Genomic DNA, 19041 nt, shown 5'->3' on the forward strand with positions numbered 1-19041 from the left:
AAATGAACGGAGGGATTATTATGAAAGAATTGAAATATTTGCTAAGTTTATCTGGTAAACATAGAATAAAGCTGATTTTTTCAGCAATATTCAGTATAATTGGTACGACATTGTCTGCTGTGCCTTATCTTCTTGTGTATCAGATTGTTCTGGAGCTTTTTAAGGCAAATATTGATTATTCAAGAATAAAATTCTGTGTTTTTATTGCGATATTTTTTATAATTGTAAAAATAATTATGCAAATTTTATCAGGGGTATTTTCACATATTGCAGCTTTTTCGATTTTGTACAAAATTCGAATTGATTTGATTGAGCATTTGTCAAAGCTGAATATGGGGTTTTTTAAGAAAAATATGATTGGAAAACTGAAAAAGATTATTAATGAGGATATTGAAAAATTGGAAATCTTTATTGCACATCAGATTCCAGATTTGTCATCAGCACTTGTAACTCCGATAATATTTTTAGGGATTATGATTTACTTTAACTGGAAATTGACACTTGTTTTATTTATTCCAATTATTCTAAGCATAATGGCGCAGGGAAAAATGTTTCAAAGTTATGGGAGTCGTGTTGAACATTATTATACTCTTCTTGCAAACTTAAACGCTACTATTATGGAATACATAAATGCAATGAACGTTATGAAAGCATTCAACCTTACTGCTAAATCCTTCAAGGATTATCGGGATATTACCCAGGAATATGCGGATTACTGGATTGAGCTTACAGAACTAAGTGTACCATTTTATTCAATTTTTCTCTGTCTGACTGATTCGGGGCTGCTTTTCATTATTCCTGTTGGCGGACTTATGCTGTTTTATAATCAAATTTCAGTATCTGTGTATATTTTATTTATTTTAATGAGTACAATTTTTTTAAGCTCATTAAAGGCATTATTTGACTTGGCACACCATCTTTCTGCATTAACTAAAGGGCTAGGAAAGATTATGGAAATCAATGGGGAACAGGAGCAAAAATCTGGAAACACAAATTTCCCTTCTAATTTTTCAGGTTTTATAAAATATGAAAACGTAAATTTTGCATATAAAAATAAAAATGTTATAAATGACTTTTCCTTGGAAATAAAGACTGGAACCTCAACCGCACTTGTAGGGCCTTCTGGCTCAGGAAAAACAACGATAGGACTTCTGCTTGGAAGATTCTGGGATATAAATAGCGGAAAAATAACTATTGATGGAACTGATATTAAGGATTTTACTTACACAGGATTGGCTGATAATGTTTCATTCGTATTTCAGGATACGTTTATGCTTCATGATACTATTTTTGAGAATATAAGAATGGGAAAGGATTATTCGCTGGAAGAAGTGGAAAATGCTGCAAAAAAGGCACAAATTCATAACTTTATAATGTCTTTGCCTCAAAAATACGAAACTGTAATTGGTGAAGGCGGAATTAAGTTAAGCGGTGGCGAAAAACAGAGAATTTCAATAGCTCGTGCCATTTTAAAAAATGCTCCAATTATCGTGCTGGATGAAGTTACTTCCTACTCCGACATTGAAAACGAAGCCAAAATTCAGGAGGCTTTGCGTACTTTATTAAAAGGAAAAACTGCCATTATCATTGCTCACAGGCTTTACACAATAAAAAATGCCGATAATATCGTTGTAATGAATAAAGGACGTATTACCGAGCAAGGTACTCATAAGGAACTTCTGCAAAATAAGTCTGAATACTGGCATTTATGGAATTTATATAACGATAATGATTTGATGAAAAATAAGGAAATCTAGGGGGTGCAGACGATGATTAATGATATTAGAAATATAAAGACTCTTGCTGGAAATAAATATAAAAATCTTAAAAAGCCAATATTTTTTCTAACAATAGATGCTATATTTTATATGATGAACTATGCAATGTTTTATTTTACAATTATTGATTTGATGAATAATAATTTTACGATGAAAAAGTTGATAATCTATACTTTTATTATGATTTTTGCAATTATTTGCAGATTTATATTAAATCGTATCGGATATACTGGGATTCAAAGTGAAGGGGCTAAAATTATTCAGGATTTGAGAATCAGGATGGGGGATCATTTGAGAAACTTGAATCTGGGATACTTTAACAGTCACAATATTGGGAATATTATTAATATTATGACAAATGATTTACAGGATTTTGAGCAGGTTATAACTCACAGCACATCAGAAATTATAAAGTTATCCATACTGACAACTTATCTTCTGTTAATTATATTTGCAATTTCTCCCCTGCTTGCCATACTACAACTAATAATCTCGCTGACTGGATTAATATTTGTCATTCTGGGAACGAAAAAAGGTGCAAAAATAGCATTGAAAAAGAAGCATACTATGGATAATGTTGTTTCACGGATGGTGGAATATATCGCCGGAATGGAACTTTTTAAGGCATATAATCTGACTGGGGAAAAATTTAAAAGACTAAAGGACAGCTTTAATGATTTGAAAAGGGAAAGTATAAATACTGAAATTGCTCTTGCCCCCTATGTTATGATTTTTCAGCTTATTACAGATATTTCCTTTGCCTTGCTTCTGCTTGTATCTACACAGCTTTTTATGGCTTCTTCCATTAATAAAGTTGAATTTTTTTCATACATAATTATTGGACTTTCACTTTCAAACGTGCTAAAAGCCTTTTCTACACAATATACTTTTATCCAATACTTGAAACTTGCCACAGATAAACTGATAAATGTGCATAATAAAAAGGAAATTTCCTATGAACTTGAAAAAGTTACTTTACCAAATTATAATATAAAATTCCAGAATGTAAGTTTTTCTTATGAAAAAGATACTCCTGTTCTAAAAAACATCACTTTTGAAGCAAAACAGGGGACAAAAACTGCCCTAGTCGGATCGTCAGGCTCTGGAAAAACAACTGTTACCAGCCTTATTGCAAGATTCTGGGACTGCCAGTCTGGTGAAATTACCATTGGTGGAATAAATATCCAAAAAATATATCCTGAAGAACTGCTTACAAATATAAGTATGATTTTTCAAGATGTCTACTTGGTAAATGACACTTTTGAAAATAATATAAGGCTGGGAAAACCTAAGGCTGCAAGGGAAGAAGTAATAAATGCGGCTAAAAATGCCAATTGTCATGATTTTATAATGGAAAGCGAAAATGGATACGACACTATAATCGGAGAAGGCGGCTCTACTTTGTCTGGTGGAGAAAAACAGAGAATTTCAATTGCAAGAGCATTATTAAAGGATACGCCAATTATTTTAGTTGATGAAGCCACAGCCTCACTTGATGCTGATAATGAATACGAAATAAGAAAATCTCTCAATATTCTTACAAAAAATAAAACTGTAATTACAATCGCCCACAAACTCAACACAATAAAAGATTATGACAAAATCATAGTTATGTCCGACGGGATAATCGAAGAAATTGGAAATCATAAGCAGCTTATGGAAAATAAAGGACGATATTACAAAATGTATACTGAAATGGAAAAGGCACAGTCAGAATTTGAATTAATTTAATATAAAATATACCCAATCTTGAATTTTTCGATCAAAAATTTGGGTATATTTTTATTTTTTATATCTCTAATTACTAATCTTTTAACAATGGATCCTTCTTCGTAACTTCAACTACCAATTTATGTAGCCCAATCAACGCTATCAAATTTGGAATTACCATAAGTCCATTAAACATATCCGCAAGTTCCCATACTAAATCAACTTTTTGTAATGAACCTGCCACTATGCAAACCATTACCAAGGCTCTGTAAATATTAAGCGCTTTTTTACCAAACAGATATTTTACATTAGCTTCCCCAAAGAAATACCATCCAATTATTGTGGAAAATGCAAAAAAGAATAATGCAATTGCAACAAATATTACTCCAAAATGCCCCAATACTGCTTGAAATGCTTGCTGTGTCAATGAAATTCCAGTTCCGCTCGCTCTTCCGTCTGCGATTAATATTACTAATGCTGATAATGTTAAAATTACAAATGTATCAATGAAAACTGTAACGATTGCAACGTGCCCTTGATCTTCAGGATTTTTTACTTTCGCAATTGCATGTGCATGCGGTGTTGATCCCATTCCAGCTTCATTTGAGAATAATCCTCTTGCCACTCCAAATCTTATTGCTTTTCTCATTCCAGCTCCTGCAAATCCACCTAAAACTGCTTTTGTAGAAAAAGCATTAACAAAAATTGCCTTAAATGCCATACCTGTATTTCCAATGTTTAGCAAAATAATGCTAACACATGTTACAACATATAAAATTGCCATAATTGGCACAATTTTTTCAGTAACTGAAGCAATTCTTTTTACTCCGCCAAAAAATATAAACCCAGATAAAACTGCTAAAAATAATCCTGTCACAACTGTCGGAATATGAAAAGCATTATGAAAAGCGTCTCCTACTGAGTTTGCTTGAACTGCATTTCCCATAAATCCTAAAGCTAAAATACATGAAACTGCAAAGAATCCTGCTAAAAATTTAGCTGCTTTTCCACCGTTAAATAAAGTTTGAATATAATAGGCAGGGCCTCCTGTCATTTCTCCATCTTTTTTCTGTTTAAAAATTTGGCTTAATACTGCTTCTGAATAAATAGTAGCCATTCCAAAAAATGCACTTAGCCACATCCAGAATATTGCTCCAGGCCCTCCAGATACAATCGCTGTTGCAGCTCCTGCAAGATTTCCTGTTCCAACCTGTGCGGCAATCGCTGTTGCTAATGCCTGAAATGATGACATTCCGTTACTATCTGCCTTTTCTCCACTAAGGTCAAATCCACCTGTCAGCTGTTTCAGTCCAGTTTTAAATTCCCTAATTTGAATAAACTTCAATCTAAAAGTATAAAATATTCCCGTTCCAACCAACAATATAATTAAAATAACTCCCCAAAAAAATCCATTAAAATCCTTAATAATTTCCAACATTTAATTTTCTCTCCTTCTATTTTCTATATTTTGAATTTTAAATGAATGCAGAATCTAGGCTGTGTATTTCAAACAAATAACATTATAATTCAAATTTATTTAAATAAAAAAGTCATCTTCTACTTTAAAATAAAGCAAAGACAACCTCTAAAAACTCTTTTCATACTAAAAAAGAAATATAAAATTATAATTTTATATGTATTAGTCTCTGTTCTTTTACCTGAGAGTTTAGGGAAAATATTCCTTTGCTCCTTCGGTGCAGCCATTTAAGACCGTCTCTCCAGAGGTTCGTCCACTATGAGTCCTTTTACCTGAAAGAGTCACTTCTTCGGTGTTTCAATTACATTTTTAATATTTTTCTAATATAATTAAAATCTCTCCTCATACCTTCATCCAATTTATTCACTTTTTTACATATTATCATATTTTTTTTAGTATGTCAAAAAATATTTTTTGATGTTTTTTTATTTAATAATTTTTATATTGTTAATAAACTCAAATCTTAATATTTCACTTCAAAATAATCAAGCATTTTTTTCATTTCATCTTGTGCCATAAGACAAGTATCATAAAGCCATCCCTTTTCACTCTCATAATTTTTTAACCCACGATAATAAAACATTTTATACTTATCTTCCAATATAAAAGGCACAATATCATTTTTTAGACATTCCTTAAACATTATAAGCCTTCCAACTCTCCCATTTCCATCTTGAAATGGATGAATTTTTTCAAATTTATAGTGGAAATCTATAATTTTTTCAACAGTTATTTCAGTTTGGCTATTATAATTTTCCAAAAGCTTTTTCATCTTTGCCTCAACTTGTTTTGGATTCGCAGTCCTATTTCCACCAACCGTGTTTGGCTTTTGCTTATACTCGCCAACCTTAAACCATTCAATTTGTGAATCACTCGTATTACTTTTAAGCAGAAAATGAAGTTTTTTTATATATTTTTCAGAAAGTTTTTCATTTGCATGTTCAATAATAAAGTCAAAACATTTAAAATGATTTAAAGTTTCAATCACATCTTTAACTTTCACTGTTTCATTTTCCGCAAAAAAACTATTTGTTTCAAAAATATGTCTTGTCTGATCTTCTGTCAATGTACTTCCTTCAATATGATTACTATTATAAGCAAATTTAATTTGAAGATTATGATACAACATTCCTTTTAAATTATTATTTTTTTCTTCAAGCAAAGTTTCCAGTATATAATTTTTCATTTATATTCCCTTTTTTCATTTATAAATTTATTTACTTTTCAATACCGCTCTAACTGCATAGTGCATAAAATAATAGATTGATTTTAAAAGCGGTAATTTTTCAATTTTTCGGTAAATTTCCCAACGCACTTTCGCTGTTTTAACTTTATTGCTTGAACGTGAATTATCAAGCACTCGATAATATGCCAAATTTTCCCTTAATCCATAAATTGTTTTCACATCCTTCACAATTTCCAGCCAAAGTACATAATCTTCATTTTTTTCAAGTTCTTTAAAATACCGCTTCCCAATTTTTTCCACATCATACATAACTGTCAGGCATCCCAAATAGTTATTCTTTAACATATCCGTATAGGAAATTTCAGGTTTTATAATAACTTCATTTATTTTTTCACCATTTTCCCTAACCCTCGTATATTCCGTACAACTGATGCTTGCATTTTTTTCCTTCATAAATTTTATCTGCTTTTCCAACTTTTCACTATGCCAATAATCATCAGAATCTAAAAATGCAATATATTTTCCGCTAGCCAATTCAATCAGAAAATTTCTTCCCTTTACTACTCCCACATTTTTTTCAGTATTTACAATTTTTATTCTTTTATCCTTTTTCACAAATTCACTTACAACTGCAAGACTGTTATCTGTTGAAACATCGTTCATAATAAGCATTTCCCAATTTTCATAAGTCTGTGAAAGTACCGATTCTATTGTTTTTCCAATAAATTTTTCTGCATTATACATTGGCACAATTATTGAAACTTTTTCTTTTTCCATTTTCTCTCCTAATTTTAAGATTTTCTAGTCCTGTGGAAACTTAATCCCAGCCTCAATTCTAGCCTTTGTCTGCACTTCACTTACCAGCAGACTTTTTTCCAACTGTTTATAGCAAAATTCCAAGTCATTTTCATTTACTGCACGAATAAACGCCTTAAATTCAGGTACAGCTCTGTCCTTTGAAAATCCGTCATCAAAGCTTTCTGTCGTTCCATCATACAGTTTTAACGTAACTTTTCCAACAAGTCCTGGAGCTTCTTCACTTATAATTTTTCCTTTGCTTCCCTGAATTACGCCTATTCTCTCACCTTCACTATCTTTTGCACATACACACATAGCATTAAAGTTTTCATACTCCATCATAAGAACTCCGCTTGTATCAATCTTTCTCTCAAGATTTGCATAATATTTCACATTTTCAGGCTTTCCAAAAAGTCCTAAAACATAATGTAAATTATAAAGTCCTAAATCCATCAATGCTCCACCAGCTTTTTTCGGATCAAATACAGGCAGAATTTCTCCTCTCTTAAAAGCGTCATATCTGCTGGAATACTGGCTATACTGGCTTTGAACAAGTTTCACATCTCCAATTTTCCCAATCCAGCCTTTTATTTTTTTATAATTTTCAAAATAAAGTGTCGTTATTGCTTCAAATAAAAACAGTTTTTTCTCTTTTGCCAAACCTGATAATTTTTCAGCTTCCTTATAATTAGTTGTCATCGGCTTTTCAACAATAACATTCAGCCCTTTTTCAAGCGCTTTTTTACAAAATTCAAAATGCAGGAAATTTGGAACAGCAATATAAACAGTATCAATTCCAAATTCACAAAGTTCATCAAAATCATCTGTAAAGTTTGGAATCCCATATTTTATGCAAATTTCCTCAACTTTGCCAATACTTGCCTTTGTCCCTTGCATACCCATAATTTCCAGCCCTTCCAGCTTCACAAGGCTAGGCAAGAACTCCTGAACAATCATCCCTGATCCAACAATTCCCAGTTTCATAAAAAATCCCTTCTTTCTTCATATTTTACTTGAAACTTATTCTTTTATTCTAATAAATAAATTTATTTTAAAATATTTTTTTCAATTCCAAATCTGCATAATCCCTAAATTATGCCTTTAAATCATCGTACTTCCCGCTTTCAAATTTTTTCACAATATAACTGCAAACTGGCACAATTTTATAATTATTCTCTCTTGCATATTTTACACCTGCTTCAAATAATTTCCCTGCGATTCCTTGTCCTCTTAATTCAGGTGAAACTACAGTTGACTCAAAAAATAATTTTTCTCCTTCTTTTCTGTAAGTTAATTTTGCAAGTTCATCTCCATTTTCTCCAAAGATGAAAAATCCTTCATTTACTACATGTCTTATTTCCATTTTTCAAACTTCCTTTCAATATTTTATTCTATTATATAGTAAAATCGTTTCAAAATCAAATTTAAAAAATTTACAAATATTTCAATATCTCACGCTTATATTTAATAAATTTTTCAGACATTATAACTTCTTCATTATTATAGCCTTTGTTCTGACTATTTTTCAAGTCAACATTTATTTGTGCAACAATTTTACCTGGACTTCCTGCCAAAATATAAATTCTATCGGAAAGCAGTATCGCCTCATCAATATCATGGGTAATAAACAAAGTTGACATCTTAATTTTGTTCATTATATTTAAATACCAGCCGTGAATTTTATTCTTCGTTATTGCATCCAATGCACTGAAAGGCTCATCAAGAAGAGCAACTTTTCCGGAAGACAGATACGTTCTAAGTAAAGCCGCCCTTTGTCTCATCCCCCCCGACAGCTTGCTTGGATACAAATTTTCCGTACCCTCCAGACCAAAATCCTTAAAATATGGCTTTGCAATTTCTCGTGCCTTTTTTTTATTTTCACCTTTTATAACAAGCGGAAGCGCTACATTGTCAATAATTCTCTTATGCGGCAGAAGCAAATCCTTTTGCAGCATATAACTTACTTTCCCGCATTTTCCATTTATATTCTCTCCATCCATTTCCACGTTTCCGCCATTAGGCTCTAAAAGTCCTGCAACAATATTAAATAATGTAGTTTTTCCAGCTCCGCTCACTCCCAAAATACAAACCAGCTCATTTTCATACAAATCAATTGAAACATTTTCTAAAACTTTTTTATTTTCAAAAGAAATGGAAATATCTTTTATTTCCAGCTTTTTGTCTTTCTTCACTTAATATCTCCTTAATATAACATATTTTAGTTATTCGTAAAAACCTAAAAATTCCAATAAGCACAACATTTTTAAATTTTCAGCTTTATTATTTTTCTCCACTATCTGACAAGAGGTCTTGATTCCCTTGATATTTTTCTATTTCAGATATTCGTTACTATACCCAAAATCCTTTGGTATTTCACGTTCCACAGCCTTATTTTTGTAAAGCCATTCATAAAATCCATTCCATCGGTTTCCATCAATTATTCCCCATTCCTTGGCATCTGCCTGATATTCTTTAGAAATCCATTTCTGACTAGCTGTTACTAAATTTATATCCAGTTCCGGAGAATTTTTTACCAAGATTTTTGCTGATTCTTCAGGGTTTTTGGCCGCATATTCATACCCCTTTTTTATTGCCCTCAAAACTTTTTTCGCAATTTCAGGATTCGCTTTTAAGTAATCGTTATTTGCAATAATTACTGGGCTATAATAATCAAGTTCCTTTCCATAGTCACGTAATTTTAAAAAGTTTGTCTTTAGTCCTGCCCTTTCTGTTGCAATTCCGTCCCAGGCATAATAAACCCAGATGGCATCAATATCTGTCTTTAAACTGGCAACAACGTTTGTTACTGTATAGGGAATTAATTTTACTTTGGAAAAATCCCCGCCATTATCAGTTACTAATTTCTTCAAAATAGCCTGCTCAATATCATCTTCCCAAGTGGCATATCTTTTACCTTCCAGTTTTTTTGGAGAATCTATCCCTTTTTCCTTCAATGAGATAATTCCAGATGTATTATGCTGAAGAATTGCCGCAACAGCCGTTACTGGCACAGGATTTTCCTTTGCAAATGATTTTGCCAGCGTATCCTGAAAACTTATCCCAAATTCTGCCCCACCAGCTCCGATAAGCGCTGTCGTACTTCCTTCAGGCGGCTGCACAATTTCCACATCCACTCCTTCCTCTTTAAAATATCCCAGGTCTTTTGCCACATAAAGTCCTGTATGATTAGTATTTGGCACCCAATCTAGCACAATTCTTATTTTTTTATTATCTTTAGATTTTCCGCACGAAACAATAAGAATTAAGATTAAACATAAAATTAAGATTTTTGATACTTTTCTCATTTTTTACCTCTTTTCAATTTTTATAACTTTTTTATATTTTTCTAAATTATTATAAAATTTACAAATTTAATTAATACTTTTTTTATTTTTATAGTTATTTTTCCCAAATCATACACCATCTCTGAATTTTTTTTACAAAATACATAAGCAGCAAACTTATCCCGGAAATCAAAAAAATCACAGCAAACATCTTGTCAAAGGAATATGATTTTCTAACTCTTGTCATATAAACTCCAAGTCCGTCATAACCGCCCAGCCATTCAGCCACAACTGCCCCAATTATCGAATATGAAACCGAGATTCTAAGACCTGCAAAAAAATATCCAAGCGAACTCGGCAGCTTCAAGTGAATAAAATTCTGAAATGATGTCGCCCCCATTGTTTTTAGCAAATTCAACATATCCTTGTCAACCGAACGAAATCCATCCAGCAGCCCAATCGTAATCGGAAAGAATGAAGTCAGTAAAATAAGCATAATTTTAGGCAATATTCCATATCCCATCCAGAGCACCAAAAGCGGTGCAATCGCAACTGTCGGTATCGTCTGCGTTATAACCAGAACAGGATAAATCATTTTATAGGCGTATTCAAACCTATCCATAATAACCGCCACAGCAAATCCCAGAATTATTCCCAATCCAAGTCCTAAAAATGCCTCAATAAGAGTAATTTCTGTATGCTCCATAAGCAGTGGAAAATCTGAAATAAACGCTCTTACAACTTCAATCGGTGATGGCAGCATAAATTTTGGAATAATATTAACCATTGATAAAGTTTGCCAAATTATTAGCAATATTACAATAATAATACTTGGTGCAATTTTATCTGTTATATTTTGAAATTTTTTCATCAATCTTTAAAATATCTCCCTTCGGTTTATAATTTATTTTTACATAAGACATTACGCCTTCTGCTCCTGCCTTCACAGCCACAATCTGACATTCCTTCACAATTTCCATAAGTTCGTCAAAATCTCCCTCTATCGTTGTTTCAAATGGAGCAACATTCATTTTTAACCCTTTGCTTTTAATAAATGCAATAACTTCATCGACAACTCTTACAATTTCTTCATTTCCCACAACATTAGGTAGCACTTGAATTGCAACACTTGCATTAATTTCTTTTTTTCCCATGATTTACCATTCCTTTCCTTAATTGAATTTTTAATTAAAATTTTTTCAAACAAAAAATCCCCTTATTGTAAGGAGATTCTATATTTCTATAAATTTTCTAAAATAATTTAAAAAGATAAATAAAAATAACTTTAAAATTATTTTCTATTTTATATAAAATACTCCCTCCGACAGCATTACCTGTATCAGGTTATATGGGTTTAATTCTCAGCAAAATTTTGCTCCCCAGTATTTTTTATTCCCTATTTTTTTATTATTCTGTTTTTACATCTGCAAGATCCGAATACAATTCTTTTAGGATAATTTTTGTTTTGTCATCGATATTTACTAAATACCATTTATTTTTATCTTCAAATACCAAAGTTTTTTGATCTAATTCCATTTTTTGACCTTGAGCTGAAATTATACTTTTTGCAGGTATAATAGCATAATTTCTTCCAGCGCTTGTCTGCCCTGTCTTTACATTTTCCAAATCATATTCAAATTTTTCAAATTTTATTTTTTGCGCAGCATCCTTTAACAGCTGAAAGGTCATTTCCTTAGCCTTTTGCGGTGTTGTAGAAAGATGTTTCGCTTCCCATTCCCAAAGTTTTTCAGGCGCGCTTTCCATACTAGAGCTTGCATCTCCAGCCAGTGCATCCTTTGAAATTTTGTCAACCTTTTTAGAAACTTCAGGCTTTACTTTTTTCCACCATTCTTGCGCCAGTTCATTTTGTGCCTGCTCCACATTTCTGCAAATCTTTTCATCTTTCTTCTGTTTACATTTTATAGCTGTTTCTTTTAGTAATTTGTCATTCTTTTTCAAATTTCCAATGCTGTATTTATTTCCACAAGATGTAAAAATCATTGCTGAAACTGAAATTAGAAGTAATAATTTTATTTTTTTCATTTTCCCTCCAGAAAGTTTATTATAATTAATTATACCCTATTTTTTCAGATTTTCAAAATTTTATTTTTTTATCAAATTATTTTCCAAGAACTTCAATGCTTTCTCAACATCAGCTTCTTTTCCTTCTTCAGAAACATATTCAATATATTTTACAGTATTATTTTCATCAAGAATTGTGAGCGCTCTTGTCAAAAGACCTTTTTCCTTTACAAAAAATCCATTTTGTATACCAAATTGATGATATTTAAAATCAGAAACTGCTTTTAGCCCATTAATTTCATTAGCTGTACAAAATCTTTCCTGAGCAAACGGAGTATCAACTGTTACCGAGTAAAATTTTACATTTGGATATTTTTTTGCAGCTTCATTCAGCTGTTTAGTTTGCAACGAACAAACCTTTGTATCAAGCGACGGCGCTGTGTAAATCACTTTTATATTTTTATCTTCAAATATATTTTTTTCATCCAGTTTTGAATTTACAACCAAAGGCACTTCCTTTATTTTATCTCCAACTTTTAATTCTTTTCCGACAATTGTTACTGGAACTTTTCCCATTGTGATTTTTAAATTGTTATCAGCTTTCAAGCTGTCTAAATATTGCGTATATTCTGCATTTTGTCCAGTTTTATTTTCTGTTTTTACTTTGTTTCCACAAGCGACTGCCAATATTGCAACCGCTCCTAATAATAATATTTTTTTCATTTATTTCCTTCTTTCGTAATCCTATATTATTTCCCATTTGAATAGCAGATTAATCATTATTTTTTATTATTTACTTTTACTTTGATACTTCTCTTATCAAAGTTGGCTTATATAATAAATCTTCATTTCCTCTTACTTTTTCAAAAGTATATGTTTTCAAAATTTTCCCATTTTCAAAAACACATTCCATCACAGAATCTTTATGATATTGATTTTCAGGTAAATCTGAAATATTTACTGTTTCAAATTCTCCATTTTTATTTTTTATCAAGTCAAGCCGTCCTTTTTTACTCACTTTTCCTTTATCGGTAATAGGATTTTTGTAAACATCCCTAACTTCATCACCGATTTTTATACAGCTGCATTTCATAGCAAATTTATGGGTATCCCTGTTAATGCTAGATTTTTCATTTCCTTGCAAAAGTGATCCTCCACAGCCCAAAGTAACATTTTCAGCAGAATATTTATTATCTTTTAAAGATTTATAAATATCCCAGATTGTATCTTCATTAATTCCATCACCTTGTAAAATACGAACTTTGTTAATCACTTTATATCCTTTGGAGTTTATAGTATAGCCAAAATTCTTTTCCAGACTTTCAAGTGCAAATAAAATATTCGTAATTGCATCTCCGCTATCTGGACGTATTGTAACCATTCCATCTCTTGCAAGTATTTTTTTACGCAAATCTTTTCCGATAATATTTTCTACCGCATTAAAAAAGTTATAGCTGTCAAGCACAATTGAAACAATTCCTTTAGGAAATTTATCAAGCATGTTTTCGTATGCCTCTTTTTCATATTTTTGAGTCCATGAAGTCATTGTGCTATGTTCTGAAGCAGGCACGCTATAAGCGGCTATTTTTTCATTATAATATTTACGGGCAAAGACAAGTGCATTTAAGGTATCTGTTCCATAAAAATTTGTAAGATGGGCCATTCCGCCAATTCCAGCACTTTCCTCGCTAGAAACGCCACGATAACCAAAATCATGAAATTTAAACTTCAATTCTGCTTCCACATTGTCACCTGTTTCTTCCAAAAAGTGTTTTATAATTTGTTTTGCCTTGTATGAAAATGTAGCAACTGTAATTGGATACCATACTTTTAACAGTAATGTTTCCGCCCAGCCCACAATCCAAGGCACATTTTTGTCAGTTGATTCAACTGTAACCAGCACATTATGATTTTTCACAATACTTCCTTCTGGCACAGCTCTAATTCTAAGTGGCAACTTCCCATCCAACTTTTCTACGATATATCTCCATCCTTCTTCAAAAAATGGCAATCCATGTAATTCACAAATTTCCTTGGCTTCATCTATCATTTCATTTGTAATTCTTTTTGTCAAATACTCCATTAAGTAATATTGCAGTCCAAAAAATTTCACATATCCGTATAAGCCACCACGACTCTCGATATAATCGTGCATATATGTCATATTTTCTGGATATTGAAATGGATGAGTAATTTTATATGAATCTGTCGATAATATTAAATTTTTCATTTTTATTTTGTATGATAATTACAAATTATGTAAAAATCATACTCTCCTTCCCTATACTTTTTTTGTTTGTATATTCAATTATAATCCTTTATCCTTTGAAAATATACTAAAAATACAGTAAAACCTCTTTGAATAAAACAAAAAGGCTTTTACTGCAATAAAATCATTATTTATTTTTCTAAAATTTTATCTGCCAGCACTAATGCTATCTTCTTTTCCCCCACCATAAATTCCACAATCATACTTTTCATATCCACTTTTTTTATTTTCCCACGTCCAAATTTTTTATGCTTAACCACATCTCCAACTTTATATTTAGAATTGGCACTTAAAGCAGCTTGAGAACTGCTTGATTTTTTACCAAATGTTCCAATTTTATTTTTAGAAAATGGATTGAAATTCTCTACTTTAGGTGTAAAACTTCTCGAAGTTTGCGATTTACTTCCATATTTTCTTCCAACATATTCCAGATTTTCCTGTTTCATTTCATAGATAAATCTTGATGGCCGGCGTGCGTTATCATCTTTTCCCCAGATTTTTCTAGAAGATGAATATGAAATAAATAATTCCTTTTTTGCACGGGTTATCGCCACATAGCAAAGTCTACGTTCTTCTTCCAGTTCTTCTTCTGGTGTATCAAAGGAAATTGATGGGAACAGTCCGTCCTCCATTCCAGCTAAAAAGACATAATCAAATTCCAATCCTTTTGAACTGTGAATTGTCATAAGTTTTACATAATTTTCATCTTCTTCCATTTCATCAGTTGCCGAACTTAATGAAATCATATCAAGATACTCATTTAAAGTCATATTTGGCTTCTGCTTTTCAAGTTCTGTAATACTGTTTAACAATTCTTCAATGTTTCTAACCCTGTCTTCCTTATTGTCTTCAATTGAATCAATATAATGTGTTTTAATCAATATTTCATCAAATATTTCCTTAATTGACATCTCATCAAGATTTGAATAAATATTCTGCATCATATTGTAAAATTCTCGTAATGCCAATTTTGTAGCAGTTCTTACTGGAATTTCATCAATGTAGCGAAGCGCTTCCAGCATGGAAATATTTCTTTCATTTGCGACTTCCTGTATTTTTTCCAGCGTCTTTTCCCCCACAGAACGTTTTGGAACATTAACTACACGATAAAAATTATGGTTGTCATTTTTATTATTCAAAAGGCTTAAATATGCTAAAATATCCTTTATTTCCTTACGTTGAAAGAATTGCATCCCTCCATAAATTTTATACGGAATATTTGCAGCCAGAAGTTTTTCCTCCAGCACTCTCGACTGTGCATTCGTTCTATACAAAATCGTCATATCCTTATACTCAGCGCCATCTTTTTTCTTTTTTTTCATTTCCGTTATAATAAAATCCGCCTCATCAAAAACAGTCGCTGCATTATAAATCTTAATTTTTTCACCATCCGAGCCATCTGTCCAAAGAGTTTTCCCCTTTGAACTTTTGTTATTTTTAATAAGTTCATTAGCTGTATCCAGTATCTTCTTAGTAGAACGATAATTTCTTTCAAGTTTTACTGTAAATGCTTCCTTGTAATCCCTCTCAAAATTTAGTATATTATTGATATTTGCCCCACGAAATGCATAAATACTCTGGTCTTCATCTCCCACAACACAAATATTTCTATACTTGGCCGCAATTAAATTTATCATTTCATACTGGATATCATTAGTATCCTGATACTCATCCACCACAATATATCTATATCTTTCCTGTATTTTTTCCAGCACAAAAGCATCATCCAGCAGCTTTCTCGCATTTAAAAGCAAATCTGAAAAATCCATCGCATTATTTGCCTTCAAAACTTCATTATATTTCTGATAAATCTCGCCAAAAAGCCTATTTGCAGGAATTCTCATATCAATTTCCCGCTCCAGCTCCTTAATCCCTATACCCTGCTCCTTCAATTTACTAATCTTATTTGCAAGTTTTCCTGGCTGAATGCCATCACTATCCTTAATTCCCATTTCTTTTTTTATTTTTGTAATAATCGACTTCTGGTCATCTACATCATAAATATTAAAATTCCGTCCATACCCAATTCTCTCAGAATAAGTTTTAAGCAATCTCACCGAAAACGAGTGAAACGTAGAAACAACAAGATTATTCGCCTCATGCCCAATAAGAGCCGTAGCCCTTTCCTTCATCTCCCTTGCCGCCTTATTCGTAAAAGTAAGTGCCAGAATATTAAGTGGCGAAATTCCTATCTCTTTTACCATATGTGCAATTCTATAGGTAACTGTCCGTGTTTTCCCGCTTCCCGCTCCAGCCAGTATCAATACAGGCCCTTCTATTTTTTCTGCAGCTTTTCTCTGCTCCTTATTTAGTTCATCTAAAATACTCATATTTCTCCTTTTTTTCATTATCACTTTCTGTTCAACTTTTTTATATATCTTTTATTTTAATCAATTCTATTATATTCCATCGCTCCAGGATCTTTACCAACTTTTTCAGCCCAATCCATTGAATCTGTTTTTAATTCACCTGTTTTCTTATTTACTTGATAACTGAATAATCGTGGCGCCACACTTGGATCTCCACCACATTTTTCATTATCACTGCGAATATCAAAATAATAATAATTTTCATCTTGTCCATCTGAAGCCATTATACAATTAACATTAGCTAAATTATGTTTAATTATTGATTTTTTCACTAATTGATATGCTTCCGCTGAATTACCTATTAACTTAATTTTTGCATTTTTTTGTTTTCTTATATTTCCATCAGAAACTAAATCACTTTCTAAAACAATTTTCCATTCACCATTAATTTTTTCAAATACTAAATATGATGGATAATCTTTTATTCCTTCCTTTGTCGTAACTTCCTTCACAAACTCTGCTTTTACTTGTCTATCTGATATTTTTTCCACTTCAATATTGCCCTTTAAAACCTGTCCATAAACTGGATTTTTCTCAAAAAATTTCTTTTGATCCCTAATATAATAATCCTTTGATACTGTTGTCTGATAATATTCAATTTTATCTGCCAATATTTTTTCTAAAGTATCAAAATCCCCATTACTAGAAGCTTTATTCCAAATATTTACCATTTCCTTAATTTCATCTTCCGTTGTTTTAGTTTCTAATTGGACATCGGGAATACGATTTTTTTTATTTATATTTCCAGTTCCCTGGCTTTTCTTCCCACAAGCAATTACACAAAAACAAAACAAAATAACAATCAATAATTTTTTCATCCTCAAATTTTCTCCTTTAAATTTTACTATTAATTCACATTCTCAAAGTGAACTACTCCCGCTTTTAGAAGCGGGAGCTTCTTGGGAAGTATCTGCTTTTGTTAGCCAAATATGTTTACCAAGCTCTTCGGGTAGTTCCTACCCTGTCTTTTTTTATTTTCCTAATATTCCAACATCGCTTTTCCAATGTTTTTTATATTCAATGCCGCATTGTAATCCCTATCAATCTCAATTCCACAGCACTCACATTTATAACTTCTTTCTGATAATTTCAGTTCCTCTTTAACGTTTCCACATTTACTGCAAGTTTTCGACGATGGAAACCACTTATCTATCTTCAAAAATTGTTTTCCTGAAAACATCAACTTATACTCAAGCATTTTCAAAAACATTCCCCATCCATTATCTCCTACACTTTTACCAAAATTTAATGACTGGCTCATCCCTTTCATATTCAAATCCTCAACAACCACAGCATTATATGTTTCAGACAATTTTTTCGACAATTTATGTAGAAAATCTCTTCGACAATTCTTGATATACTCATGCAATTTTGATATTTTCCCTTTTTGCTTATACCAATTTTTAGAAAATTTCACTTTTCTGGACAATGATTTCTGTAATTTTTTCAATTTTTTCTCCAACATCCTAAAATATCTTGGATAATCAGCTCTTTGGTTTTCAGAACTGACAAATAACTCAGACATTGAAAAATCAAGTCCAATCACTTTATCATTACTTGGCATTTTTTGAATTTCTTTTTCAAATTCCGTCAAAACAGAAACATAGTAATTTCCATTACTGTTTGTCAATGTTACCGACTTTATTCTATAATTCTTTGGTATTTCTCTATGATATTTCAATTTTATTCTTTTCAATTTTGGCAAAACTAAATATTTTTTTTCCTCAATTCGTATCGAATTGTTCACACAATTTGTCGTGTAACTTTTAACATTATTCTTTTTAGATTTGAACTTTGGAAACTTCGCTCTTTTCTGAAAAAAATTCGTAAATGATCGTCTTACATTTAATTGAGCATTTGAAAGTGCCAGACTATCTACTTCTTTTAAAAATTGATTTTCACTTTTCAAACTGGCAGGTGTAATTATTTTATTTTTTCCAGTTTCTTCATAAATTTTATTCGCAGTATACAAAATCGTATTGTAGACAAAACGAACACATCCAAAAGTCTTGTTTATCAACAATTCTTGATCTTTATTTGGATAAATTCTATATTTGAATGCTAAATTATATTTCATGAAATTACACCTCCTTTTGATTTTGAATATTATTTTTAATTATTTCTCTTCGATATTTTATACAAAAATTG

At 31.4% G+C, this 19041-nt stretch carries 17 protein-coding genes and 2 riboswitches; of the genes, 2 read left to right on the forward strand and 15 right to left on the reverse strand.

Going from position 1 to position 19041, the window contains the following annotated elements; all coding sequences use genetic code 11:
* Window positions 1-20 precede the first annotated feature (20 nt).
* Window positions 21-1757 (forward strand): ABC transporter ATP-binding protein, encoded by a 1737-nt coding sequence (locus HW276_RS06390; RefSeq protein ID WP_178937846.1) that lies wholly within the window; start codon window positions 21-23, stop codon window positions 1755-1757.
* 12 nt (window positions 1758-1769) lie between these two features.
* Window positions 1770-3509 carry an ABC transporter ATP-binding protein gene (locus HW276_RS06395; RefSeq protein ID WP_178937847.1) on the forward strand — a complete coding sequence of 580 codons (1740 nt, stop codon included), beginning with the start codon at window positions 1770-1772 and terminating at the stop codon, window positions 3507-3509.
* 73 nt (window positions 3510-3582) lie between these two features.
* Here HW276_RS06395 and HW276_RS06400 read toward each other — a convergent pair whose 3' ends face one another.
* From HW276_RS06400 to HW276_RS06470, 15 genes are all read right to left on the reverse strand, one after another.
* Entirely contained in the window at window positions 3583-4926 is a 1344-nt protein-coding gene (locus HW276_RS06400; protein ID WP_178937848.1) for a sodium:alanine symporter family protein, read from the reverse strand.
* A gap of 198 nt (window positions 4927-5124) precedes the next feature.
* A riboswitch (glycine riboswitch) is annotated at window positions 5125-5220 on the reverse strand.
* 208 nt (window positions 5221-5428) lie between these two features.
* On the reverse strand, window positions 5429-6151 hold the full coding sequence (locus tag HW276_RS06405; protein WP_178937849.1) for a Fic family protein: 723 nt from the start codon (window positions 6149-6151) through the stop codon (window positions 5429-5431).
* A gap of 27 nt (window positions 6152-6178) precedes the next feature.
* Window positions 6179-6928, reverse strand: a complete 750-nt coding sequence (locus HW276_RS06410; RefSeq protein WP_178937850.1) for a glycosyltransferase family 2 protein — start codon at window positions 6926-6928, stop codon at window positions 6179-6181.
* 24 nt (window positions 6929-6952) lie between these two features.
* On the reverse strand, window positions 6953-7933 hold the full coding sequence (locus HW276_RS06415) for a Gfo/Idh/MocA family protein (protein WP_178937851.1): 981 nt from the start codon (window positions 7931-7933) through the stop codon (window positions 6953-6955).
* A gap of 109 nt (window positions 7934-8042) precedes the next feature.
* Complete coding sequence (locus tag HW276_RS06420; protein WP_147003684.1) at window positions 8043-8312, reverse strand: GNAT family N-acetyltransferase; 270 nt, start codon at window positions 8310-8312, stop codon at window positions 8043-8045.
* Window positions 8313-8382: 70 nt separating this feature from the next.
* A complete protein-coding gene (locus HW276_RS06425) occupies window positions 8383-9141 on the reverse strand; it encodes an ABC transporter ATP-binding protein (RefSeq protein ID WP_178937852.1) in 759 nt (252 codons plus the stop codon).
* A gap of 138 nt (window positions 9142-9279) precedes the next feature.
* Window positions 9280-10254: an ABC transporter substrate-binding protein gene (locus tag HW276_RS06430; RefSeq protein ID WP_178937853.1), complete on the reverse strand. Its 975-nt coding sequence runs from the start codon at window positions 10252-10254 to the stop codon at window positions 9280-9282.
* 94 nt (window positions 10255-10348) lie between these two features.
* A complete protein-coding gene (locus tag HW276_RS06435; RefSeq protein ID WP_178937854.1) occupies window positions 10349-11104 on the reverse strand; it encodes an ABC transporter permease in 756 nt (251 codons plus the stop codon).
* Window positions 11076-11387, reverse strand: a complete 312-nt coding sequence (locus HW276_RS06440) for a thiamine-binding protein (RefSeq protein WP_178937855.1) — start codon at window positions 11385-11387, stop codon at window positions 11076-11078. The genes HW276_RS06435 and HW276_RS06440 overlap by 29 nt, the downstream gene beginning before the upstream one ends.
* A 145-nt stretch (window positions 11388-11532) precedes the next feature.
* Window positions 11533-11625, reverse strand: a riboswitch (TPP riboswitch).
* Window positions 11626-11640: 15 nt separating this feature from the next.
* A complete protein-coding gene (locus tag HW276_RS06445; protein ID WP_178937856.1) occupies window positions 11641-12276 on the reverse strand; it encodes an EexN family lipoprotein in 636 nt (211 codons plus the stop codon).
* Window positions 12277-12336: 60 nt separating this feature from the next.
* Window positions 12337-12978 (reverse strand): thiol peroxidase, encoded by a 642-nt coding sequence (tpx, locus tag HW276_RS06450; RefSeq protein ID WP_178937857.1) that lies wholly within the window; start codon window positions 12976-12978, stop codon window positions 12337-12339.
* Window positions 12979-13054: 76 nt separating this feature from the next.
* A complete protein-coding gene (locus HW276_RS06455; RefSeq protein WP_178937858.1) occupies window positions 13055-14485 on the reverse strand; it encodes a nicotinate phosphoribosyltransferase in 1431 nt (476 codons plus the stop codon).
* A 170-nt stretch (window positions 14486-14655) separates the two neighbouring features.
* Window positions 14656-16854 carry an ATP-dependent helicase gene (locus HW276_RS06460; RefSeq protein ID WP_178937859.1) on the reverse strand — a complete coding sequence of 733 codons (2199 nt, stop codon included), beginning with the start codon at window positions 16852-16854 and terminating at the stop codon, window positions 14656-14658.
* Window positions 16855-16910: 56 nt separating this feature from the next.
* Window positions 16911-17711: a hypothetical protein gene (locus HW276_RS11625; RefSeq protein WP_218975055.1), complete on the reverse strand. Its 801-nt coding sequence runs from the start codon at window positions 17709-17711 to the stop codon at window positions 16911-16913.
* A gap of 161 nt (window positions 17712-17872) precedes the next feature.
* On the reverse strand, window positions 17873-18970 hold the full coding sequence (locus tag HW276_RS06470) for an RNA-guided endonuclease TnpB family protein (RefSeq protein WP_178937860.1): 1098 nt from the start codon (window positions 18968-18970) through the stop codon (window positions 17873-17875).
* Between the last annotated feature and the right edge of the window lie 71 nt (window positions 18971-19041).

It is taken from the genome of Leptotrichia sp. oral taxon 417 (genome assembly GCF_013394865.1).
Taxonomy (GTDB): domain Bacteria; phylum Fusobacteriota; class Fusobacteriia; order Fusobacteriales; family Leptotrichiaceae; genus Leptotrichia; species Leptotrichia wadei_A.

Coding starts and splice junctions, on each gene's coding strand:
- tpx (WP_178937857.1), bottom strand. CDS start 12,978: ATGAAAAAAATATTATTATTAGGAGCGGTTGCAATATTGGCAGTCGCT.
- HW276_RS06455 (WP_178937858.1), bottom strand. CDS start 14,485: ATGAAAAATTTAATATTATCGACAGATTCATATAAAATTACTCATCCA.
- HW276_RS06390 (WP_178937846.1), top strand. CDS start 21: ATGAAAGAATTGAAATATTTGCTAAGTTTATCTGGTAAACATAGAATA.
- HW276_RS06420 (WP_147003684.1), bottom strand. CDS start 8,312: ATGGAAATAAGACATGTAGTAAATGAAGGATTTTTCATCTTTGGAGAA.
- HW276_RS06430 (WP_178937853.1), bottom strand. CDS start 10,254: ATGAGAAAAGTATCAAAAATCTTAATTTTATGTTTAATCTTAATTCTT.
- HW276_RS06405 (WP_178937849.1), bottom strand. CDS start 6,151: ATGAAAAATTATATACTGGAAACTTTGCTTGAAGAAAAAAATAATAAT.
- HW276_RS06440 (WP_178937855.1), bottom strand. CDS start 11,387: ATGGGAAAAAAAGAAATTAATGCAAGTGTTGCAATTCAAGTGCTACCT.
- HW276_RS06395 (WP_178937847.1), top strand. CDS start 1,770: ATGATTAATGATATTAGAAATATAAAGACTCTTGCTGGAAATAAATAT.
- HW276_RS11625 (WP_218975055.1), bottom strand. CDS start 17,711: ATGAAAAAATTATTGATTGTTATTTTGTTTTGTTTTTGTGTAATTGCT.
- HW276_RS06400 (WP_178937848.1), bottom strand. CDS start 4,926: ATGTTGGAAATTATTAAGGATTTTAATGGATTTTTTTGGGGAGTTATT.
- HW276_RS06435 (WP_178937854.1), bottom strand. CDS start 11,104: ATGAAAAAATTTCAAAATATAACAGATAAAATTGCACCAAGTATTATT.
- HW276_RS06470 (WP_178937860.1), bottom strand. CDS start 18,970: ATGAAATATAATTTAGCATTCAAATATAGAATTTATCCAAATAAAGAT.
- HW276_RS06415 (WP_178937851.1), bottom strand. CDS start 7,933: ATGAAACTGGGAATTGTTGGATCAGGGATGATTGTTCAGGAGTTCTTG.
- HW276_RS06445 (WP_178937856.1), bottom strand. CDS start 12,276: ATGAAAAAAATAAAATTATTACTTCTAATTTCAGTTTCAGCAATGATT.
- HW276_RS06460 (WP_178937859.1), bottom strand. CDS start 16,854: ATGAGTATTTTAGATGAACTAAATAAGGAGCAGAGAAAAGCTGCAGAA.
- HW276_RS06410 (WP_178937850.1), bottom strand. CDS start 6,928: ATGGAAAAAGAAAAAGTTTCAATAATTGTGCCAATGTATAATGCAGAA.